This window comes from Paraflavitalea sp. CAU 1676, assembly GCF_029223285.1.
Taxonomy (GTDB): Bacteria; Bacteroidota; Bacteroidia; order Chitinophagales; family Chitinophagaceae; genus Paraflavitalea.
Genome location: NZ_JARHUJ010000001.1, coordinates 939,039 through 957,718, shown reverse-complemented (window position 1 = coordinate 957,718; position 18,680 = coordinate 939,039). Strand labels below are relative to the sequence as shown.

General features: G+C 49.6%; 11 protein-coding genes. 7 read left to right on the top strand and 4 right to left on the bottom strand.

Annotation, left to right across the window (positions count from 1 at the left end):
• Nucleotides 1-13 precede the first annotated feature (13 nt).
• The 5 genes from P2H89_RS03820 (at nt 14) to P2H89_RS03800 (ending at nt 11,463) form a co-directional block, all read left to right on the top strand.
• Nucleotides 14-4,828, top strand: a complete 4,815-nt coding sequence (locus tag P2H89_RS03820; RefSeq protein ID WP_345799359.1) for a PKD domain-containing protein — start codon at nt 14-16, stop codon at nt 4,826-4,828.
• Between the two features lie 74 nt (nt 4,829-4,902).
• Nucleotides 4,903-9,285 carry a PKD domain-containing protein gene (locus tag P2H89_RS03815; RefSeq protein WP_275825182.1) on the top strand — a complete coding sequence of 1,461 codons (4,383 nt, stop codon included), beginning with the start codon at nt 4,903-4,905 and terminating at the stop codon, nt 9,283-9,285.
• A gap of 32 nt (nt 9,286-9,317) precedes the next feature.
• Nucleotides 9,318-10,358 carry a PorP/SprF family type IX secretion system membrane protein gene (locus P2H89_RS03810; protein WP_275825180.1) on the top strand — a complete coding sequence of 347 codons (1,041 nt, stop codon included), beginning with the start codon at nt 9,318-9,320 and terminating at the stop codon, nt 10,356-10,358.
• A 139-nt stretch (nt 10,359-10,497) separates the two neighbouring features.
• The gene (locus P2H89_RS03805) at nt 10,498-10,968 is read left to right on the top strand and encodes a redoxin domain-containing protein (RefSeq protein WP_275825178.1); all 471 of its coding nucleotides are present in this window, start codon (nt 10,498-10,500) and stop codon (nt 10,966-10,968) included.
• Nucleotides 10,969-11,115: 147 nt separating this feature from the next.
• On the top strand, nt 11,116-11,463 hold the full coding sequence (locus tag P2H89_RS03800; protein ID WP_275825176.1) for a T9SS type A sorting domain-containing protein: 348 nt from the start codon (nt 11,116-11,118) through the stop codon (nt 11,461-11,463).
• 131 nt (nt 11,464-11,594) lie between these two features.
• On the opposite strand, the gene P2H89_RS03795 is transcribed toward P2H89_RS03800, so the two are convergent.
• A complete protein-coding gene (locus tag P2H89_RS03795; protein WP_275825174.1) occupies nt 11,595-12,767 on the bottom strand; it encodes a class I SAM-dependent rRNA methyltransferase in 1,173 nt (390 codons plus the stop codon).
• 325 nt (nt 12,768-13,092) lie between these two features.
• Between P2H89_RS03795 and P2H89_RS03790 the strand changes: the two genes are divergently transcribed.
• Both P2H89_RS03790 and dnaJ read left to right on the top strand, forming a co-directional pair.
• The gene (locus P2H89_RS03790; RefSeq protein WP_275825173.1) at nt 13,093-13,650 is read left to right on the top strand and encodes a nucleotide exchange factor GrpE; all 558 of its coding nucleotides are present in this window, start codon (nt 13,093-13,095) and stop codon (nt 13,648-13,650) included.
• Nucleotides 13,651-13,664: 14 nt separating this feature from the next.
• Nucleotides 13,665-14,828 (top strand): molecular chaperone DnaJ, encoded by a 1,164-nt coding sequence (gene dnaJ, locus P2H89_RS03785; protein WP_275825172.1) that lies wholly within the window; start codon nt 13,665-13,667, stop codon nt 14,826-14,828.
• 200 nt (nt 14,829-15,028) lie between these two features.
• On the opposite strand, the gene P2H89_RS03780 is transcribed toward dnaJ, so the two are convergent.
• From P2H89_RS03780 to P2H89_RS03770, 3 genes are all read right to left on the bottom strand, one after another.
• Nucleotides 15,029-16,792, bottom strand: a complete 1,764-nt coding sequence (locus P2H89_RS03780; protein WP_275825171.1) for a von Willebrand factor type A domain-containing protein — start codon at nt 16,790-16,792, stop codon at nt 15,029-15,031.
• A 109-nt stretch (nt 16,793-16,901) separates the two neighbouring features.
• Nucleotides 16,902-17,438, bottom strand: a complete 537-nt coding sequence (gene hpt, locus P2H89_RS03775) for a hypoxanthine phosphoribosyltransferase (protein ID WP_275825170.1) — start codon at nt 17,436-17,438, stop codon at nt 16,902-16,904.
• Nucleotides 17,439-17,441: 3 nt separating this feature from the next.
• On the bottom strand, nt 17,442-18,680 hold the full coding sequence (locus tag P2H89_RS03770) for a glucosaminidase domain-containing protein (protein ID WP_275825169.1): 1,239 nt from the start codon (nt 18,678-18,680) through the stop codon (nt 17,442-17,444).

The window sequence follows — 18,680 nt, the reverse complement described above, 5'->3', positions numbered from 1 at the left end:
TCCAACCTATTCTATGAGGACGCATGCCCTCATATGCCGTTTGTTTCTGTGTGGCTGCTTATTCTTCTTACGGAGTAACGCGGTCATAGGGCAAGTTACAGCCGGTTTCTCAACAAGTACTCCCTCGGGCTGCGCTCCTATGGTAGTTAAATTTAGCGATGAAACCACCGGCAACCCCAACTCCTGGCGATGGGACCTCGGCAATGGAACTATTTCATTTGTCCAGCACCCTGCCGCCACCTATTTCAACCCCGGCACCTACACCATCAAACTGGTAGTAAGCAATGGCATGAAGACCGATTCGATCATCAAGGTGCAGCATATCACAGTTTATGCAAATCCGGTGGCGCAGTTCTCCGCCTCCGATACCACCGGCTGTTTTCCCCTCAACGTACAGTTTACCGATCTCAGCACTGCCGGTGATGGCATAATCGAATGGCGCGAATGGGATTTCGGCGATGGTACGGTCACCAATGCAGCCAACCCCGAGCACCGGTATACCAACGCAGGCAATTATACCGTTTCCCTGCATGTACGTAACAGCCATGGCTGCACCCAAACGTTTACCCGTACCGCCTATATCCGGTTGAACAACGGGGTCAAAGCAGATTATAGTTACAGTGTTCCCAATAGTTGTAAGCCGCCAACGGTGGTTCACTTTACCAACAAAAGCAGCGGCACCGGCTCCTTGCAGTACGAATGGGATTTTGGCGATGGCCAGCGATCCACCCAGCCCAACCCCGTACATACTTACACCACTGTCGGTACCTATTCGGTAAAACTGGTTGCCAGGAACGGTACAGGCTGTGCCGATTCGCTGCTGAAGGCCAACCTCATCAATATCGGCACGGTGAAAGCTGCGTTTGCGGCACCCGCCCTGGTATGCAGCAACACGCCTGTCAACTTCTCCAATAATGCATCACCGGCACCGGTGTCCTCTTACTGGAGCTTTGGAGACGGTAGCTTTTCAACCGACCCCAATCCGGTGAAGACGTACTCTAAAGCAGGCAGCTACCAGGTAAAGCTGGTGACTGATTTTGGTGCCTGCAAAGATTCGGTAACACAGCCAGTGCGGGTCATTGCTGCCGCCAAAGCGACATTCACGATCAACGACAGCACCGCCTGCAGTGCACCATTTACCGCACAACTCACTGCACAAACCACCGATGCCGTAAACTATCAGTGGCTGTTTGGCGACGGCCGGCGCGACTCGGGTAAAATAGTTAGCCATACCTGGAATGACGTCGGCGAATACGATGTAACGCTGATCGTTACCAATGCCGCGGGCTGTACCGACACCTTGGTGAAGAAAGGGCTCCTCAAAATTCAGCCACCCAAAGTTACCATTACTAACCTGGCGCAGGAAGGTTGCGTTCCATTCGAATGGAAGCCAAAGCTCGATATCAACACCGTCGACTCCGTCATTAGCTTCTTATGGTATTTTGGAGATGGCATTACCTCCACCGAAAAGTATCCCCGACATACTTACACAACAGCCGGCACTTATCATATAAAGCTGGAGTATACGACAGCCAGCGGATGTAAGAACTCGGTGGTGGTCAATGAAACAGTGAGAGTCGGCAACAAGCCGATCGTAGCTTTTTCCGCCACCCCACTCAATTCCTGCGCAGGCGAACTTGTTTCGTTTAAGGATGAGAGCTCGGGCCCTAAAGCCGACAGGTGGTTGTGGAAATTTGGTGATGGCAGTAGTTCTTCGGAACAGCATCCTTCTCACACCTATCTCGACACCGGTTACCTGCACGTACAGTTATTCGTCTGGAACAACGGTTGTATGGATTCTTTGACCAGGAAGAATTACGTCTACATCAAGCCGCCGGTAGCCCGATTCGATATTGCTTCCATTGACTGCGGCAACCGGCTTAGCCGTCAATTCTTCGACAAGTCGGTGGCAGCTACCGCCTGGTTCTGGGAATTTGGCGATGGCCAAACTTCAACCGCACGAAATCCGCGGCATACATTCAGCCGGCCCGGCACCTACCTGGTGAAACTGACCGTAAAAAATGCGACCTGCGAACATTGGAAATGGGAATCCGTTACCGTCGTCGATGAGAAAGCCGATCTACGTATCAGCGAAACAGAACTTTGTAAAAATGTGTCCACCACGATCGCCGCCATCAACAGCAACGAAGCCAATATCGCCCTGTACAGCTGGACCATCACCAAAGGCAACAAAGTTTATGGTACCCCGGTGGGCAAAACCTTCCAATTTGCTTTCCCCGATGCGGGCCAATACGATATCCGGTTAATCATCAAGGACATTTATGGTTGCTCGGACACGATGGTAACACGCCTCGCCGTACGAGTGAATGGCCCCACGGCGGATTTTTCTGTCCTCAATCCGGAAGTTTGTACCAACAGCACTGTTCATTTTGCTGACTCGTCGGTGCCGGATGGTTTGCATGCCATCCAAAAATGGCAATGGGATTATGGCGACGGTGCTACAGAAATGTTGAATGCTGCCCCCTTCCAGCATACCTACACCCAAAGTGGTTCCTATACCGTAAAATTGACGGTCACCGACAATCTTGGCTGCGCCGATACACGTATCCGCCAGCATGCGGTGATCATTTCAAGACCCGTAACACAATTTGAATCGCCGGATACCTTGTCCTGCACTGCCGGATTGGTGAGGTTCGTGAATCAAACAACCGGCAACAGTCCGGTCTATACCTGGTATTTTGGCGATGGGCAACGAACTGCGGCCCTGGAACCTGCCCATACCTATACCAAAGAGGGCACGTATACGGTTAAACTGGTAGCTGTTGATCTTTATGGCTGTTCCGATTCAATGACGAGAGAACAGTATATCCAGGTACGCGATCCACGGGCAGGATTCGCCATGAGCGATTCGTTTGCTACCTGTCCGCCGCTTTTAGTGAATTTCACCAATCAGTCGCAACAATTCACGCAGGTATTGTGGGATTTTGGCGACGGCAACTATTCGGTATTGACCAATCCATCACATATATACACCTACCCAGGTGTATACCGGGCAAAACTCATTATTACCAGCCCCGGCGGATGCCACGACAGTCTCGTACGGATTATCACCGTGAAGGGCCCCACGGGCAGTTTCACCTACGACAAGCTGAAAGGTTGTGTACCCACCACCATTCATTTTAATGCCCTATCGAACCAATCGGTGCGGTACATCTGGGACTATAGCGATGGCGTAGTCGACGACCGCGGCAATAAGAACATGAGCCATGTATATACCAGTGTGGGTGCCTACCTGCCGAAGATGATCCTGGAAGATCCACAGGGATGCCGTGTGCCCGTCTTAGGTAAAGACACGATCTATATTTATGGGGTAGATGCGCGCTTCACCACCAACTCAAACCTGCTATGCGACTCGGGCCTGGTGCGGTTCACCAATACATCTAGCTCGAACGACCTCATCACCAGCTATCGCTGGGTGATGGGCGATGGCGTCACATCCACCGAAAAAGACCCGGTGCATCGATACCGTAAAACAGGCATGATCGTACCGAGGCTTACCGTATATACACAGGCAGGGTGCATGGATACAGCCAGTATGGCGCAGCCGTTAAGAATTGCGGCCAGTCCGCTGGCGGCCATTCAAGGCATGCCTGGCTCCTGCGTGCCGGCCCGGATCTCCTTCGAGGGTCGGCAGATGCGGACCGACACGGCTTCCCTGCGCTGGCAGTGGGATTTTGGCAACGGCCAGGAGGCCGGCGTGCAGCGGCCTGACACGGTCATTTATCCCGTGGCCGGTGATTACCAAACCCGCCTGATCATTACCAATAGTGCCGGTTGCTCCGATACGGCATTCCAAACCGTGCATGCCTGGCCCATACCCGTAGTCAATGCGGGTAACGACCTGTCGATATGCCGGGACACTAAAGTTCAACTAACTGCCACTGGCGCAGATCATTATCAATGGTTCCCGGCAACTGCTTTATCTTGCATAGGCTGTGCCACCCCCCTGGCATCTCCTTTGGAGGATACCCGGTATACCCTGACCGGAAGGAATAAATATGGTTGTTCGGCTGCTGATTCCATACGGATTAGCGTAAAACAACCGTTTAAGATGGTAGTAGGAAAGGGCGACACCCTGTGCAAAGGCGAGTCGTTCCGGCTAAGCGCCTCTGGTGCAGATGAGTATTACTGGAGCCCTTCACGGTTTATGGAGCACAACACGAACAGCAATCCTGAAGTAAAGCCCGACTCTACGGTTACCTTCCGGGTGATCGGAAAGGATAGTCTACAATGTTTTTCCGATACCGGGTATGTTTCGGTGGTGGTTTACCCTTATCCTGCCGCCAATGCCGGCGAAGACAAGACAGTCCCGGTTGGCAGCCAGGTAACGCTAAAGGCGCTGGTGTCGCAAGATGTAACGTCCATGAAATGGCACCCGTCGGCGGGATTGAACTGTGTAACCTGCGCCACCCCGGTGGCAACCCCCAAACAAACCACCACATATACGCTCGAAACGCGGAACGGGGGTGGATGTATGACCCGGGATCAGGTGACGGTATTTGTTTTTTGTAACAACGCTAACGTGTTTGTACCGAATACCTTCTCGCCCAACGGCGACGGGAATAATGACGTATTTTATCCAAGAGGAAAAGGGGTATTCAGGATACAATCGTTTAAAGTGTTCAACCGGTGGGGTGAACTGGTGTTTGACCAGACAGATATGCAGGCGAATGACCTGTCGAGGGGCTGGACGGGATTGCACAAGGGGAAACCCGCATCTCCCGATGTTTACGTATATGTCATGGATGTGGTGTGTGAGAATAACGTGGTATTGAATTATAAGGGGAATGTGGCACTGATCAGGTAAGATGGTATTATTATTGTTTGCAAGACGTATCCTTTTGAAAAACCAGTCTCTGTAAACCACCCAAACATTGCACCTTGGCAAGAAAGCTGCTTTTTTCGTTATTGTTGTTCTCTGCTTTATTACAAAGGGCGCAGGCACAAGTGCCTGCCGCCAATTTCAGCTCAAGTGCAACTTCGGGCTGTGCCCCACTTTCCGTACAGTTTACCGATCAATCGACCGGCAGCCCAACCTCCTGGAACTGGGATTTTGGCGCGGCAGGATTGGCAAATCAGCAAAATCCGTTCATCGTTTTTGCCACCCCCGGAACTTATACCGTAACGCTCATTGTACGAAACGCTAATGGAACCAATGGGGTAACAAAGACTAACTATATTACAGTTTATCCTTCACCAATTGCACGATTCACTTCTGATATCGTCGATCAGAACAATACTGCCTGCGCCCCATCGTTCGTGCGCTTCACCGACCAAAGCTCCACTACGGTAGGAACGATCGCTTCCTGGGAATGGGATTTTGGTGATGGAAGTCCGAAGGTGACTCAACAAAACCCGGCACATCAATACACCACTCCCGGATTCTATACGGTTACCCTGAAGGTGGTGAGCAGTACAGGATGCCAGGCTATTTCTTCTATTGGCAGGTATGTTCGCATTGTGCCAGGAGTTATACCCGACTTCAGCTTCAACAATCCAGCAACCTGTCGGGGGCCGTTCAATGTTGACTTCAGGAATCTTAGTAGCGGACCAGGTACTATGACCTATAGTTGGAATTTTGGCAACAGTAGCAACTCAACCCTGGAAAACCCAACGGCAACTTATACTGCCGGAGGTTCTTACAATGTTACGCTGAATGCCATGAGTGAATATGGTTGTTCGGGCAGTATCCAAAAACAAGTCGATGTATCTGGTACCGGCACCAATTTCACGGGCCCGGATACTATTTGTATAAATTCAAGCGCCACCTTTATCAATGCCTCTACCACGCAGCCGGAAAGTACCACCTGGGACTTTGGCAATGGGGAATCGGCCACCACGACCGACGGCACCAGCACTTACAACACGGCCGGCATTTTCAATGTGAAAATGATCAACGTATACACCAATTGTAAGGATTCGTTTTCGAGACCACTGGTGGTAATGGATAAGCCAGTGGTGAACTTTACTGCCCCGGTCACCACTGCCTGTAAGGCGCCATTGACAGTAAATTTCCAGGACGCCTCTATCGGCGCAGTGGATTGGCAGTGGGATTTTGGAGATGGGCAAACCGGCACTGGTCCCAACCCTGCACATACTTATAGTACCAATGGTCAGTTCGACGTAAAGCTCACCATCACCACCCGTCAAGGTTGCACCAACACGATCACCAAACCAGCATTTGTACAGATAATTACCCCAACGGTCTCTTTCTCCAACGCACCTGCGGGGGGATGTATTCCCTATCCGTTTAGTCCGGCCGCCAACGTTGTTTCGCTTGACCCCGTCACGTCTTATTTCTGGGAATATGGAGATGGCTTCTCGGCAACCACTGCCGGCCCCGTTGGTCCCATTCACAGCTATTTAGCAGCCGGCAGTTATACGATCAAGGTTACCATCACTACGGCTGGCGGGTGCACGGTCTCTTCGGAACTGGTGAACGGCATCCGTACCGGTACGCCTCCGGCATCAACCTTTACGATGACGCCCACCGAATCCTGTGCCTCCGATCCCATCCAGTTTACCTTTACAGGTTCTGCCAGTGCCGATGAATGGCTCTGGGATTTCGATAATGACAGTACCTCCACTGATAAAAATCCTACGCATCTTTTTATCGACAGCGGTTACTTCAATGTAACGGTCACCGCTTTCAACAATAAATGTCCAACCGTTTCTGCTCCTCAAACCGTGCACATCAAGCCACCCATTGCCAGGTTCTCGTATACGGTAGCTTGCCCCAATAACCTGTTGGTCAATTTTGTCAATGAGTCGAAAGTTAATACAGCGGTTTATGGTCCCGTAGAATATATCTGGGACTTTGGAGACGGAACGGTTTTACCCCCCTCTCCCACCTACGGCCCTGCATCACACACCTATGCTACTGTGGGCACTTATGCGGCGAAACTGACGGTAAGATCGCTGAACCCTGGCGACTGCTCACACACCTACCTACAACAGATCACCTTAGTGGGCGAAATGGCAGATTTTACGATCAGTCCTGATGCCACGGCCTGTAAGGGCGAACTGCTTACGATAACGGCTGCTAACAGCAATGCCGCCAACATCACAACTTACGAGTGGTCGGTGGGCGGTGGCGCCTACACGGTAGGGCCACGGGAGATTTTCTGGAGGTTCGCCACTACCGGCACCTATGCTCTCTCACTGCGCATAACCGATATAAATGGATGCGAGAACACCAAAACAGTCAACAATGCGGTTGTGGTTAGTGGCCCCACTGCCAACTTTGCGCCGGTAGAAGACGGAGGATGTACCAACAGTACCATCAACTTTACCGACCTGTCTACGGTTGCGGGCACGATACAAACATGGACCTTCGACTTTGGCGATGGCGTCGTTCAAAACTTAACGCCAGGCAATTTCAAACATACTTATGCCGACACCGGCAGTTATGTGGTAAAGATGACTGTAAAAGACAACAATGGCTGCGAAGACACTTTTACGGCTACAGATACGGTTTTCATCACCAAACCGCTGGCAGGTTTTAAAGGCGATTTTACTACCATTTGTCCTGCTACGGATCTTCCTTTTACCGATACGTCTTCCGGAAAAGGCCTTAGCTGGCGTTGGGATTTTGGCGATGGCAACAGCTCAACCGATCAATCGCCCATACACCGGTATACTGGCACCAGCGGTACATATACTGTTAAACTGGTGATTGAGGACGAAGTGGGGTGCAAAGACTCGGCTATAAAAACCGATTATATTGCTGTCAAAAAACCTGTTCCTGCCTTCACGGCCAAGGATACGAGCTCTGTTTGCGTGTTGCTGGAAACCAAATTCACCTCGCAGGCCAGCGACTTCGAATCGTTTTATTGGGATTTTGGCGATGGCACTACTTCTACCCTCACCAATCCCAACCACTTCTACAACGATTATGGCAGTTATGAAGCCAAACTGTATGTGATTGGTTATGGAGGCTGTATCGACTCGGCAAGCAGTTTCATCAACCTGTATGATCCATTGGTAGCCGGTGATATCTCTTACGGTCCCCTTACTGCCTGCAATTCGCTGACGGTCGATTTCTCATTGACAATACCCCCTTCCACCCGTTTTTCATTTTTCTCCGGTGATAGCCCGGCCAATGAATCACAAAATACTTCCTTCCAGCATTTTTATAAACAACCCGGCACCTATGCACCCTATCTCATGCTGCAGGATAGCACGGGCTGCCAGGCTCCGGTATATGGCGGCCAAAACATCGTTGTATTGGGGGTAGCTCCTTATTTCAATGCAAGCAAAAAAGAATTTTGCGATGCAGGTACAGTTAGTTTTGAAGATTTCACGTATCCTCCATCGGAGCCACTATCCTCTCATATCTGGGATTTCGGAGATGGAGTTACCTCAACCGATAAAGACCCAACACATCAATATACCAGCCCAGGTACGTACATAGTAAAAAATACAGCGACCACTGTTGCCAATAATTGCACCAATACCATCACCGACACTATCCGCGTATACGGCACCCCCGATCCTGTGATAGTGAGTGATACCGCTACCTGTATTAACCAGGCACTCGATCTGCAGGCGTCACTGGTGGTTCCCGATACAGCTATTACCTGGAAATGGGATCTCGGCAGCAACGGCAGTTCCGACAAAGCTGTGGTATCTGTTAAGTATCCGCAAACCGGTACTTATGCTGTGGGGCTGGAAGCCACCAATAAACTGGGATGTAAGAACAATACCAGTAAGAATATTTTTGTTTCGCCGGGGCCAACCATTACTATCAATGGCAGCCTGACGATACCGGTAGGCAGCGAAGCTCCCTTGCCGGTTTCATATAGCAGCAATGCTGCTACCTATAGCTGGACGCCTGTCCGCAATTTGAGTTGTACCGATTGTCCGACACCAGTGGCCAATCCAAAGTCAACGACTACCTATACCGTGCGGGCAGCAGATGTGTACGGGTGCGCCGTTTCACAGGATATTACCGTTACCGTTATCTGCAACAAAGAGAACTATTTTGTACCCAATACTTTTTCGCCTAACAACGACGGGCAGAATGATGTATTCATGCCACGGGGCAGAAGCATTGACCGGGTGAACAGGATGCAGATCTTTAACCGTTGGGGCGAGCTGGTCTTTGAAAAAAGGAATTTCATGGTCAATGATGCATCGGCGGGATGGAACGGAACCTTTAAGGGAAAACCCGCAGCCGCCGATGTGTATGTATATGTAATCGAATTTGTTTGTGACAATTCGGCGATTGTTCCTTTCCGGGGCAACGTAACTTTGCTCAGATAAATCCGATATTAAACCAATTCAAACCGGGTATTATGAAAAACGTTCTACACTGGAAACAATATTCCCTCTCGGGCTTATTGTTGTGCGCAATTACCCTCTCGCAGGCACAGGACATTCATTTCTCCCAGTTTTTTGAGGCCCCTTTATTACGGAACCCCTCGCTGGCAGGCATCTTCACCGGTGACATCCGGGTTCAGGGTGTATACCGCGACCAATGGAACAGCTTTACCAATGCCTACCGCACAGGGTCTTTGAATGCCGAATACAAAATGCCGGTAGGCCGTGGGGATGATTTTATGACGATGGGCGGCCAGATCCTTTTCGACAAAGCAGGCACTGTTGGTTTAACTACTACTTACCTGTTACCCGCACTGAACTATCATAAGTCGCTCAGTAATGAAAAGACCATGTACCTGAGCCTTGGCTTTATGGGCGGAATGGTTCGTAAAAGCATCGACGCTTCGAAAATGACTACCGATAACCAATATGGTTCCGGAGGATTTGATCCTACCGCCCCAAACGGTGAGACTTTTACCACCCCCAATTTCAACACCTGGGATGCCAGTGTCGGCATGAGCTTCAATACCACTTTCGGTGAGCGGCAGGCCAACAGTATGTTCCTGGGTGCAGCCTACCATCACCTCAACAGGCCCAAAAACTCATTCTACCGCAACGCCACTATCGATCTTCAACCTAAATATGTCTTTTCGGGTGGTATTACATTTGGCGTAGACGAGTATTCCTACTTCATCATCCAGGCCGATCACTCCATACAAGGCTCCTTTTCGGAAACCATCGGCGGGGCATTGTATTCCTACAAACTGGGCGACGATCCCGAAAATGCGCTGTACACTATACATGCCGGTGCCTTTTTACGCTGGAAGGATGCATTGATCCCCGTCATCAAGCTTGACCGATACCCGATGTCGATCGCGCTGAGCTATGATGTCAACGTTTCGCAATTGAAAACAGCCAGCCAGGGCCGCGGAGGTATCGAGATCTCTCTTTCCTGGATCAGCTTCCTTGATCGTGATAACAGCAGCCGCGACAAGGTCCTTTGTCCAAGGTTTTAACGGATTTAATTATTCAGCAAACTGTTACATTTTATACCAACCTTTATACACCTGATTGGATAATTAGGCCGTTCTGCCGAAAGTTTCTACCAACTAATCAACTGGCATGCTATTTTTGTTCTTCTATTAAAGCCATTACATGAAAATTGAAGTTGGACAAAAAGCCCCGGATTTTACCCTGTATGATTCAGCTAAGAATAAAGTCAGCCTGTCGGACTTTAAAGGAAAGCAGGTGTTGCTATTATTTTTCCCCCAGGCTTTTACCAGTGTATGTACCAAGGAATTATGCAATGTTAGAGACCATATTGACCAATACAACCAGGTAAATGCACAGGTATTGGGCATCAGCGTAGATTCGGTCTTTACCCTGGCCAAATACAAGGAAGAGCAAAAGCTGAATTTCCCCTTGTTGAGCGACTTCAATAAGGAAGTATCCGAGACTTACGGCGCCTTGTATGACACTTTTGCATTCGACATGAAGGGCGTTTCCAAGCGCTCGGCTTTTGTGATCGATGAAGCAGGGGTGGTTCAATATGCTGAAGTATTGGAAAATGCGGGCGACTTGCCAAATTTTGAATCCATTGAAGCAGCGTTAGCCGTAACTAATTGATAAATATCAATTCGACGGTGTTAACATAACTTTAAAAACTCCGGGGTCTGGGTAGAATCATCCGGCCTCCGGAATTTTCTGGCAAATGAGTTGTAACTTTAGTTAAAAGGGAATATCTTGGATATCAACCGTAAAATAGCATTCTGCATGAGGCTTATTTACACACTATCCTTTATCCTCATATTATCAAACACAGTACGAAGTCAGGAGCGGACCACGCCTAGCAGTCCGCCTGGGGAACCTGTTGCCAAGATCATCAAGTTCTACCCCAACCCTGCAACCTCATTCATAACCTTTGATTTTCAACGCGGATACGATAAAAACTATACACTTCAAATCTTCAACTTACCGGGCAAAAAAGTACACGAGGTAACGGAAATTACGCCTAAGACGACCGTCAACCTTAGTGACTTCTTCCGTGGTATATACTTTTTCCAGCTGAGAGATAAGGCCGGCAGGCTTATCGAGGCAGGTAAGTTCCAGGTATCCAAATAATCAGCTCACTATTAATGACTTAATTACTTCATCAACTTTGGGGTAGTGCTAGCTATTGATGGCTGCTGGGCATGTGACCGCTGTTTGCCGGTAACTGGCAAACGGAGCCAATGCTATGCAGTCATTAGAATTTATAATACCTGCACGATCAGGAACTTCAGGTAATGGGTATTTTCCCAGCCCCAAACGATCGGGTGGTCGGCCGACTGAGTCTGGAAGGTTACTTGGCGCAGCCTGCGCCGTGCGTCCTTAGCCGCCATCTGGATGATCTCCAGGAAGAGGTCGGGCTGAATGAGGTTGGTACAGCTGGAGGTAACGAGGAAGCCGCCTGGTTTTACCAGCTTCATACCCCGGAGGTTGATCTCCTTATAGCCAGTGATGGCTTTCTGAATATTGTCTCTTGTCTTGGTAAAGGAGGGTGGATCGAGCATGACGACATCATGCTGGCGACCTTCTTTCGCCCATGTTTTCAATACATCGAACGCATTGACACATTCGAACCGGCAGATCTTGTCATATCCATTCAATTCCGCATTGCGGTTAGCCTGGGCCACCGCATTGGCGGAGATATCGAGGCCCAGCACCGATTTTGCACCATAATGAGCGGCGTGGATCTCGAAGGTTCCGGTATAGGTGAAAGCACCCAGTACATCGGCTCCTTTTACGATATGTTGTATAGCCCGGCGATTGTCTTGCTGGTCGAGGAAATAACCAGTCTTCTGACCGTTCTCCACATCGACGTAAAACTTAAGGCCGTTCTCATTGATCAGGATCTTCGTATCGAAGGGTGCCGTAAGGAATCCTTTTTGCTGCGGCAGGCCTTCCAGCTCCCTGACGGGCACATCGTTGCGCTCATAAATACCTTTGGGTTGGAAGATCTTCTCCAGTGCGGCCACGATGGCAGGTTTCCATACGTCGATCCCCAATGCCAGGGTCTGGATCACGAAATAATCATTGAACTTATCGATGATCAGTTGAGGAAGTCCGTCGGCTTCGCCGAATATGAGCCGGCAATTCTCCACATAGCCTAGCTGCTGGCGGTATGCCCAGGCTTGTTTCAGTTTGCGGAAGAAGAAGTCGTCATTGACAGTTTCAGCCTTGTCACGCGTCAGCAGCCTCACGGGTATCTGGGATTGCGGATTGAGGTATCCCTTACCAACAAATTTTTTATCATGCGTAAGCACCTCTACCACATCACCGGCTTTTGCGTCGCCATCGATGAGATTAAGCTCATTGCCGAATATCCAGGGATGGCCATTGATCACACGGGGACTGATCTTCTTCTTGAGAATCGCGGTTGTCATGGGCGCAAATGTATGAAAAGGTTTCGGGTATCGGGATTGGAGATTCGGGAGTGACAACGTAATGCAATGAAATTCATCGGATCATGAAGCCAAAGCCGGTGTTGGCGGGGGCTTGGCAGCCTCCCGGAAAAAACGGGGAGATTTTGTCTTATCTGACTGGTTTTTACTGCCTTTTTGACCTTGTTACCCATATGGCAAAATAATTGCCACACATGGCTTTGCTAAGCAAAACATGTATTTTTACGGTTTGGCATGCCGTGACCCGTTTGCGAGCGGCAGGAGCCGTCAATTTTGCAGTAAAAAGTGAAAAAATACAGATAAACCTATGTCAGAAAAGGAAACATTGAACCAGGATAATGGGGAAACCATCGACATCAATACGGATGACAGTATTAGTGGATCTACTCACCTGAATGAGCCGGTAGCCAATGAAGATGAGATTGGCAAGCTGAAATCGGAAGTACAGGAGCTCAAGGAGAAATACCTTCGCCAGGTGGCTGAATTCGATAATTTCCGGAAAAGGACCGCCAAAGAAAGGCTGGAGCTGATCCAGACCGCCGGTAAGGATGTCATCACTTCTTTGCTAGATGTGCTGGACGATTGCGACCGTGCTGAAAAGCAATTGCAGACGAGTGATGATGTAGCCGCTATCAAGGAAGGCGTTCAACTGGTTTTCACCAAGCTTAAAAATACTTTGCAAGGCAGGGGCCTGAAGGCTATGCAAACCATTGGTACAGAATTCAACCCCGATGTACAGGAAGCTATCACAGAAATACCGGCCGCCACGGAACAGATGAAAGGCAAGGTAGTAGACGAAGTGGTAAAAGGTTATTACCTGAATGACAAGATCATCCGGTTTGCCAAAGTTGTAGTAGGTAAATAATACAAAAACGCACAATGTCGAAAAGAGATTATTATGAAGTACTGGGCGTAGCCAAAGGCTCCTCACCGGATGAGATCAAGAAAGCCTACCGCAAGGTGGCCATGCAATACCACCCCGACCGTAATCCGGGCGATAAAGCCGCCGAGGAAAAGTTCAAGGAAGCCGCAGAAGCCTACGAAGTGCTGAGCGATAATGATAAGCGTGCACAGTATGATCGCTTTGGTCATGCCGGCATGGGCAACAATGGCCGTGGAGGATTCGGTGGCGGTCAAAATATGGAAGATATCTTCAGCCAGTTTGGAGATATTTTCGGCGACGATATTTTTGGTAACTTCTTTGGTGGCGGTGCTGGTGGCAGAAGAGGCGGCGGGCAACGTGCCCGTGGAGTACGCGGCAGCAACCTGCGCATCAAACTGAAACTTAACTACGAAGAGATCGCCAAGGGTTGTACCAAGCAGATCAAGGTAAAAAAATACGTTCCCTGTACTACCTGTAATGGAAGCGGGGCCAAGGATAAGAACAGTGTTCAAACCTGCGGCACCTGCGGCGGTAACGGCCAGGTTCGCAAGGTGACCAACACCTTCCTGGGCCAGATGCAAACCGTAACCACCTGCCCTTCCTGTAATGGCGAAGGTACCACCATCACCCACAAGTGTACTGCCTGTAAGGGTGAAGGAAGGGTATATAGCGAAGAGACAGTATCTATCGATATTCCGGCCGGTGTGCAGGAAGGCATGCAATTGAGTGTAGGTGGCCGCGGCAACGCAGGCGAACGTGGAGGTCCTCCCGGCGACCTGATCATCCTCATCGAAGAAGAACAACACAAGGAACTGCACCGCGACGGATTGAATGTAGCTTACGAACTGCATTTATCATTCCCCGATGCTGCGTTTGGTACCAACGCGGAAGTACCTACCATCGATGGCCGCGCCAAGATCAAGATCCCGGCCGGTACACAAAGCGGTAAAATATTTCGCCTGAAAGGAAAGGGATTCCCGGGTGTCAATTCTTATGAAAAAGGAGATCAGCTCATTTATATCAATGTGTGGACTCCACAACATATGACGGCAGAAGAAAGGGCCATGTTGGAAAAACTCAACAACTCTCCCAACTTCAAGCCGCAGCCAGATAAATCGGATAAGAATTTCTTTGATAAGGTGCGGGAAATGTTCTCGTAACCAATAATGCCGGATCGGGCCAGTTGAACCATTCATGACTCCACCAGGGCGATCGATCAGGATCGCCGGTAGTTAGTGAGCGCTCAGCCAAACTGATCCGGTATTTTTTTGCCCAGCCACGCCGCTTAAGTAGCAATGGCTGCTTCGGGTGTTTCTTTGCGACAGGTAATGTATGCAGTATTCTTAAAGGACCGACCATCTTACTCCAGCAGCTTTTTCCGCTTCCGGTGGCCGTATATCTTTTTTGCCTTGGCGATCATAGTGATGAACTCGGCCTGAATGGCATCTTGTGGATTTTGTGCCTCGGAGGCAAGCGCCGAAGCATCGTTCCAGGTTACCTGCTTCATGAAAGGAGAGTTTTTCAATATGCCGGCAAACATGGTCACAGCCGTTGCAAAACGATAACTTTTGGGTAGCTCGGTAAATTTTGTATAGGCGAGTGGGGATATATAGGTCGTGCTGCGCCCCAGTGAATCACCAGGCTTCTTATAGTTGAGGGTCACTTTTGCTAACCCATCCTCGGCATGTCCCCAATCTAACGACTGGCTCAAAGGCACCAACTCGAACATCGCCAGCAAAGAGTGGCCCGACCCCACTTCTCCGCCTTCCACTTCACTCAGTGAATCGGCCAGTGCATTGACCTTATTATCGAAACCGATCAGGCGGTACTCCCGGATCACCGACGGGTTGAACGACACGTTCAGGAAAGCATCATCGGCCACCGTATACAGTGTTTGTGTAAGTTCCTTTACCAACACCTTTTCCGCCTCCTTTTCATTATCGAGGTAGGCAAAATTGCCATTGCCCTTCTTGGCGAGTATCTCCAGTTTGGAGTCTTTATAGTTTCCCATGCCCACACCCAGACAGGTAAGATAAATGCCCGACTGCTGATGCTGGGTGATCAGTTTTTCCAGTTCATCTTCGGAAGTTTGTCCAACATTGAAGTCGCCATCTGTAGCCAGGATAACGCGGTTATTGCCGCCGGGGATAAACTGACTCTTGGCCAGCCTGTACGCGGTACGGATGCCCGATTCGCCGGGTGTTGAGCCCCCTGGATAAAGGTCTTCGATCGACTTGCGGATCTTTTCTTTCTCAATGCCTGAGGTAGGCACCAGCCACACACCTACCGAACTGCCATACACGACAATGGACACCGTATCCTTTTCGCGCAGGTTGTCGACCAGCAATTTAAAGGCAGACTTTAGTAGTGGAAGCCTGTTGGGCATATCCATAGAACCCGATACATCGATGAGGAAGACCAGGTTGGTAGGAGGTATTTTTTCGGGATCGATCTTGCGGGCGCTGGCGTGAATATATAATAGCCGGCTTAACGGATTCCAGGGGCAATCGGAGAGATACGACTTGAAACCGAACGTGCTGTCGGGCGGCGGTGGCGTATAGTCAAAACTGAAATAGTTCAGCAGCTCTTCTATGCGCACGGCATCAGTAGGTACTGTTGTATTCATGCCGAGGAAACGCCGGATATTGCTGTACGATGCTTTATCCGTATGAATAGCACATCCTGTTTCAGGATACTTACGGGCAGAGATAAATTCATTTTCTACCAGCGAGCTATAGGTTTCACCGGTGAGGGTACGTTTGTTGCGATCGTCGGGATGTAAATTCCGGGTAACGGACACCAGCTTGTTCTTCTGCAGGTTAACAGAAGAGTACAGCATTTTGAGGGTGATATTCTGGTACTTGCCGGTTTCGATGCGCACACATAGCGGTTGGTATCCTTCAAGAGAGATCGTTATTGAATCGGCCAGGCGGGAAGAAGTAATTCCGAATGTTCCGCTGCTGCCGGAGTAATACACGAAACGGGTTGAGTGAAGTAATATCTTGGCGTTGGACAATGCGTTGTTCTTTTCATCGCGCACTTCCCCCCTCAAATAGTATTGCCCCTGTGCCGACGAAACGGTAAACAGCACCAGTAAGGATATGGCAGCAGTTATTTTCAACAAGGGGGTCATTTGAGCTCGTGAATGGAAACCAGTGGTCATACGTGCCTTATAACGTCTAAACCTCTGATTATCTTATATAACTCAACGCGTTATATTCCCTGATTACTTATTATTCCACCAATTTATAGATTTCCCGGATATTTCGTCCCAATCCATCATAGTCGAGGCCATAACCCACCACAAACTTGTTGGGAATGGAGAAGCCGAGGTAATCGATGGGGATCGGGAATACCGTTGCTTCGGGCTTGTGCAGCAAAGCTACAATTTTCATGGAGGCCGGTTGCTGATGCTTTAACTGGGGCAGAAATTCGCTAAGGGTTTTACCTGTATCTACGATGTCCTCTATTATGACCACATCACGGCCAAACAGATCGGTATCGAGCCCGATAGCTGTAATGACCTGCCCGCTGGATTTGGTGCCCTTGTAGGAAGCGAGCTTAATGAAACAGATCTCCACATCGATGCTTAGCTCTTTAAAAAGATCGGCTGCAAAGATGAATGAACCATTCAGTATGGCTATAAAGAGGGGTTTCTTACCGGCATAGTCTTTATCCAGTTGCTGTGCCAGCGCTTTGATGCGGCTATTGATATCGTTGGCAGTAAGATAGGGTTCAAACTGTTTATCGTGAACGCGAATAATGCTCATAGATCAGTTTTTGTAAATGATCAGGGCCTGTCCAATCTTTACTTCATAGCCCGACATCTTGTTCCATTCCTTGAGCTGCTCAACGGTAATGCTGTATTTGCGGGCTATGCTGTATAATGTTTCCTTCGTTTGCACGGTATGGGTAAAGGCAGCAGTGGCTATATCTGTGGTGCGGGGGGCAGCCTGCGCGGTAACCACCGGTGCGGGTGCCACTTCGCTGGCCAGGCGTGGCCTTGCCGGTGCTTTTTCCTGGAGATACAGGGCTTCGCCGGGTGCTGCCAGGTCGGCAGCGGTAAGACGATTGTAGTCCAGCAATGACTCGAACCGGATACCTTCCAGTTGGCAAATATCGTATAGGGTTTCACCAGCCTGTACGATGTGCTTGTCGCTGGCGCCTACCTTTCGTTTCCGCTGCAGGAACATCAGTTGCCCCTGGGGCAACACCTCTTCGCGCGGCAGGTCGTTGAAATCTATCAGGCGCTTGAGCGATACATCATATTGTTGTGCGACGGCCAGCAGCGCAGTGCCGGATTTCACATACACTACTTTCGTGTTGTTGATCGTGAACTCTCCTTCGGGGTAAGTGACTTTGGGCAACGATTTTACATCAGCCTCCACAGCACTGAAAGGAGCAATCACAGCGGGTCCGCCTGCCAATGTACTTTCTCCCTGTGCAGGCTTTACCGGGTTGCCCGCCAGTATCTCTTCCTGGGGCGCTACCCTGCCGAGAGCAATAAGACTGTATTGCTGCAGGTTATAGTCTTCGATCAGTTTGATGATGATTTGCGAATACTTGATATTGGTTGCGTATCCCGCTTTCTTGAGCCCGTAAGCCCAGCCTTTGTAATCGGTAGGGTCGAGCTGGAACAAAAAGGCATAACGCGTACTATTCTTTAAGAAATTGGAGTGATCCATGTAGGAATCGGAGGAGTTGGAATAACTGCGGAAACATTCGCCCCGGGCGTCGTCGTCATGATACACCTTATCTCCTGTCCAGGACGTTTTGCATTTGATGCCAAAATGGTTGTTGGATTTGATCACCAGGTCCGATTTACCGGCCATCGTTTCGTGAATACCCTGTGCCAGTTTAATGGAGGCAGGCACGCCCGTGCGGACCATTTCCTGCATAGCCAGCTCTTTGTACTGACTGATATACCCGTAAATGTCATCACTTTTCTGAGCCTGTACACACCATGTCGCCAACAATGGAAATAATACAATCAATAAACGTTTGATCGGCAT